The organism is Clostridia bacterium (assembly GCA_012841935.1).
GTDB lineage: Bacteria > Bacillota > Peptococcia > DRI-13 > DTU073 > DUTS01.
Genome location: DUTS01000086.1, coordinates 1 through 4,304, shown reverse-complemented (window position 1 = coordinate 4,304; position 4,304 = coordinate 1). Strand labels below are relative to the sequence as shown.

The window sequence follows — 4,304 nt, the reverse complement described above, 5'->3', positions numbered from 1 at the left end:
GAAGACCCCGGAGCGAATCCCTCTCTCTCCGCCATAAATAAAGGATTCGAACGGGCGTAAAAAAATGCGTATGAGCATTTTTTAGCCTTGGCGTGATAGGGGTCGAAGACCCCGGAGCGAATCCCTCCCTCTCCGCCATAAAATAAAGGATTCGAACGGGCGTAAAAAAATGCGTATGAGCATTTTTTAGCCCTGGTATAATGGAAAGTGAGTTTTTGTTATGTGTGCCCGTAGCTCAGCCTGGATAGAGTGTTTGACTACGAATCAAAAGGTCGCAGGTTCGAATCCTGCCGGGCACGCCATAATTGTTTTTTCGAAGGTTAAATTTAAAAGAAAGTCCAAATTTAGCCTTTTTTTAAATTATTATTTTAGTGTGCCCGTAGCTCAGTTGGATAGAGCGGCGGATTCCTAATCCGCGTCTGTCGCAGGTTCGAATCCTGCCGGGTGCACCATTTATTTTGAAGTTTGGTGAAAAAATGAAAAGTCATGAAAGGTTTATGAGAAAGGCCCTTGTGGAGGCATATTTGGCTTTGGGCAAGGGAGAAGTCCCCATTGGAGCCGTGGTAGTTTGTCAAGGGGTGATAATAGGTTGTGGTCATAATTTGCGGGAAACATTAAATGATCCTACTGCTCACGCTGAAATAATTGCCTTAAGGCAGGCGGGAGAAAAATTAGGTACATGGCGGTTAAGTGAATGTAGTTTATATGTAACTTTAGAGCCGTGTCCAATGTGTGCAGGTGCTTTAGTTCAGGCTCGAATAAAAGAATTAATTTATGGTGCAGATGATCCTAAAGCAGGTGCGGCGGGTACGCTTTTAAATATTCCGCAATTCCCGGATTGGAATCATTTTGTTAAAATAATTAGTGGAATATTGGCTGAGGAATCACAGGCTCTTTTACAGGGGTTTTGGAAAGATAAACGGAAATAATATTTATGGAGAGATGGCCGAGTCTGGTTGAAGGCGCGCGACTCGAAATCGTGTAACGGTTAATCCCGTTCGTGGGTTCGAATCCCACTCTCTCCGCCATAAAATAAAGGATTCGAACAGGCGTAAAAAATGCGTATGAGCATTTTTTAGCCTTGGCGTGATAGGGGGCGAAGACCCCGGAGCGAATCCCACTCTCTCCGCCATAAAATAAAGGATTCGAACAGGCGTAAAAAATGCGTATGAGCATTTTTTTAGTCCTTTATAAAAGATTTAGCTAAAAAAAATCTCGGATTATTTAATCTGAGATTTAGGTAGTTTCTATTAGAATTTAAGAAAAAAGCGGTTAATAGTTATAAATTAAATAAAGAATCTATAGTTACTATCTGGTAATTAAAAAGAGTAATGTTAAGTGTAAAGGATAAAAAAGGCGGTAAAAATTACGTGCTTTTCCTTCAAGAGGGCGATTTTCGCAATATTTAATAAGTACGGAAGGTAAAAAACTAAAAAGTTGAGTAGACCAATTACGTAAAAAAAGAAAGAAGATGTTTAAAAAGTTGTGTCGCCAGACAATATTATGGTTAAAATAATAAATCAAGACTAGTAAAAAAGCATAAAGACCGTATTCACATTGGAAAATCTCTAGGGAACCAGTTAATAAAAAAAAGGGTATGTAATAAAATTTGTTCTTAATTTGGGTAAATAATTTAAGCAATAGGAGACAAATTAGAAGAGTAAAGATGATGTTAAGTTGAAAAGTATTAAATAGCAAAACATAAGGTACTTGGCTGATTAAGGCTAAATAAAAAAGCCTGCGACAATAATTGTTAAAATTACTGGTGTATTTATAGCCTTGTGTTAAAGCATAGGCATAAAGTGGGAAAGCCATGCGACCGATGATTCTAAAGATGATTTGCTCCGGAAAAAAGACGATTCCCAAATGATCGATGAACATGGTTAGCATGGCAATAATTTCAAACATAATTTGCCCCCCTTGCATATTAATCTTATCAGAAAAGGTAAAAAAAAGTATCTTCTTCATTAAATTATGTGTTATAATAAAGAACAAATTTTAAAATAAAGGAAGTTGGGGAAATGCAATCACTTAAATATGTTTTTGGTCCTATCCCTTCACGCAGATTAGGTCTTTCATTGGGAATTAGTCCTTTACCGCGTAAAACTTGTAATTATGCTTGTATTTATTGTCAGCTCGGACGTACTAGGCACATGATTAATCAAAGGGAAGAATTTGTGCCTTTGCAGACAATAATAAGTGAGTTTAAGAATTTTTTAAGCAGTAAGACCCCTTTTGATGTAGTAACTATTGTGGGTGAAGGAGAACCTACATTATATTTAGAAATAGAGGAATTAATTAAGGCTTTAAAAAAACATACAAATAAGCCTGTAGCTGTAATTACAAATGGTTCCCTACTCGTGGATAGGGAAATAAAAAAGGCTCTTAAGCTTGCCGATTTGGTATTGCCATCTTTGGATGCCTATGATGAGACTAGTTTTCGGCAAATAAATAGACCTTTTGGTAAAATTAAATTTAAAGAAGTTTATGAAGGACTAGTTTCTTTTTCTCGCGAATATCATGGACAATTATGGTTAGAGGTGATGTTAATAGAAGGTTTATATGATGAGGGGGCGTTGTTAAAATTAAAAGAACTATTAAAAGAAATTAATTATCATAAACTATATCTTAATACACCAGTGCGTCCACCGGCGGAGAACTGGGTAAAAGAGCCTTCAAGGGAGTTTTTAAATACAGCGGCACATGTTTTAGGTGGGGTAGTACTGGATTCATTAAGTGAAGGTAGTTTTTATAGTGAAATTGAGGATGATTATGCTGCGGTTTTAAGTATTATTAAACGTCATCCTATGAATCAACATGAATTAAACAGTTTTTTACGGGGGCGGAATTGTAATTCCCCTACTGAAATTTTGGATAAACTAGCACACAATAAAGATGTGGAAGTTGTAGCTTATAAAGGTTATAGTATTTACCGTTTAACATAGGAGCGTGAAAAATGCAAAGTTCAGTAAAACGAATAGTGGCTATTCATGACCTTTCCGGTTTTGGTAGAACCTCTTTAGCGGTGGTGATGCCAATCTTGTCAACAATGGGTATTCAGGTATGTTCATTGCCTACCGCGGTATTATCTACACATACGGGAGGTTTTACGGATTATCATTTTGTTGATTTGACTGATCATATGGAACCTATTATTAAACATTGGCTTAAATTAGGTATAAAGTTTGATTGCTTGTATAGTGGATTTTTGGGTTCACCTAGGCAAGTAGAGCTCATTTCCAATTTTATCAATAATATTTCAAATGATAATTTATTGGTTGTGATTGATCCGGTTATGGGGGATGATGGTAAACTATATCAAACAATGGATCAAGAAATGATTGAAAGAATGCAAAGTTTTGTTGAGCAAGCCGATATTATTACACCTAATTTTACCGAAGCAGCTTATTTATTAGGTGAAAAATTTCGTCAGGATATTATGATTGAAGAGATTAAGGATTGGTTAATAAGATTATCTGCAATGGGACCGGAAATAGTAATTATAACTAGTGTGCCCGATTGTCGTTGTGCGAAAAATACATGTGTAATGGCATATGATCGTCCCGCTGGACGTTTTTGGAAAGTCAGTTGTGTTTATATACCGGCGAAATACCCCGGGGCGGGGGATACTTTTACTAGTGTAGTCGTTGGTAGTATTTTGCAAGGTGATAGTTTGCCGATTGCTTTAGATCGCGGTGTCCAATTTATTACTACTGGTATTAGGGCCAGTTATGGTTACGAATATCCACGTCGTGAGGGTATTCTTTTGGAACGGGTTTTGTCTAGTTTAAATTTACCGGTTGTAGCTGGCAGCTATGAAATTTTAGAATAAGCTATTCTTGACAATTACCCTCTTTTCAAGTATTATCAGTATGCGGATTAATGGAGAGATGACCGAGTTGGTTGAAGGTGCACGCCTGGAAAGCGTGTGTAGGGGAAACTCTACCGAGGGTTCGAATCCCTCTCTCTCCGCCATAAATAAAGGATTCGAACGGGCGTAAAAAAATGCGTATAAGCATTTTTTAGCCCTGGCGTGATAGGGGTCGAAGTCTTCGTAATAATTAAAATTAAATAAGTCAGACCGTTTGCGAAAGCGATCTGACTTATTTTTTCTAAAAAAAATTAGCGGGATTTTTCCTGTGTGGATTTTTGCTTTTGGTATGTTTGATGCATCTCGGGGACATTTGTTTTTTTCTTTAATGAGGTTTTTGATAAAAAAGTATCTAATTTTTTTTCGGTTGTGGATGATTTCTCAATTTCTATTGTTTTGTCCTCATTTATTTTTTCAGTTGCTTTTTCATCGG

Annotated in this window: 4 protein-coding genes and 4 tRNA genes; 7 read left to right on the top strand and 1 reads right to left on the bottom strand. The window is 36.8% G+C overall.

Annotated elements, in window-relative coordinates; translation table 11 throughout:
- The first annotated feature begins 224 nt into the window (after positions 1 to 224).
- From GX687_04925 to GX687_04910, 4 genes are all read left to right on the top strand, one after another.
- Positions 225 to 302, top strand: a tRNA-Arg gene (locus GX687_04925).
- Between the two features lie 71 nt (positions 303 to 373).
- Positions 374 to 452 (top strand) — tRNA-Arg (locus tag GX687_04920).
- Positions 453 to 476: 24 nt separating this feature from the next.
- Complete coding sequence (locus tag GX687_04915; protein ID HHX96782.1) at positions 477 to 929, top strand: nucleoside deaminase; 453 nt, start codon at positions 477 to 479, stop codon at positions 927 to 929.
- A 7-nt stretch (positions 930 to 936) separates the two neighbouring features.
- Positions 937 to 1,028, top strand: a tRNA-Ser gene (locus tag GX687_04910).
- A 280-nt stretch (positions 1,029 to 1,308) separates the two neighbouring features.
- On the opposite strand, the gene GX687_04905 is transcribed toward GX687_04910, so the two are convergent.
- Complete coding sequence (locus tag GX687_04905; GenBank protein ID HHX96781.1) at positions 1,309 to 1,908, bottom strand: conjugal transfer protein TraX; 600 nt, start codon at positions 1,906 to 1,908, stop codon at positions 1,309 to 1,311.
- A 113-nt stretch (positions 1,909 to 2,021) separates the two neighbouring features.
- On the opposite strand from GX687_04905, the gene GX687_04900 reads away from it, so the two are divergent.
- From GX687_04900 to GX687_04890, 3 genes are all read left to right on the top strand, one after another.
- On the top strand, positions 2,022 to 2,945 hold the full coding sequence (locus GX687_04900; protein ID HHX96780.1) for a radical SAM protein: 924 nt from the start codon (positions 2,022 to 2,024) through the stop codon (positions 2,943 to 2,945).
- An 11-nt stretch (positions 2,946 to 2,956) separates the two neighbouring features.
- A complete protein-coding gene (locus tag GX687_04895) occupies positions 2,957 to 3,832 on the top strand; it encodes a pyridoxamine kinase (GenBank protein HHX96779.1) in 876 nt (291 codons plus the stop codon).
- A 52-nt stretch (positions 3,833 to 3,884) separates the two neighbouring features.
- Positions 3,885 to 3,975 (top strand) — tRNA-Ser (locus GX687_04890).
- Positions 3,976 to 4,304: the final 329 nt, after the last annotated feature.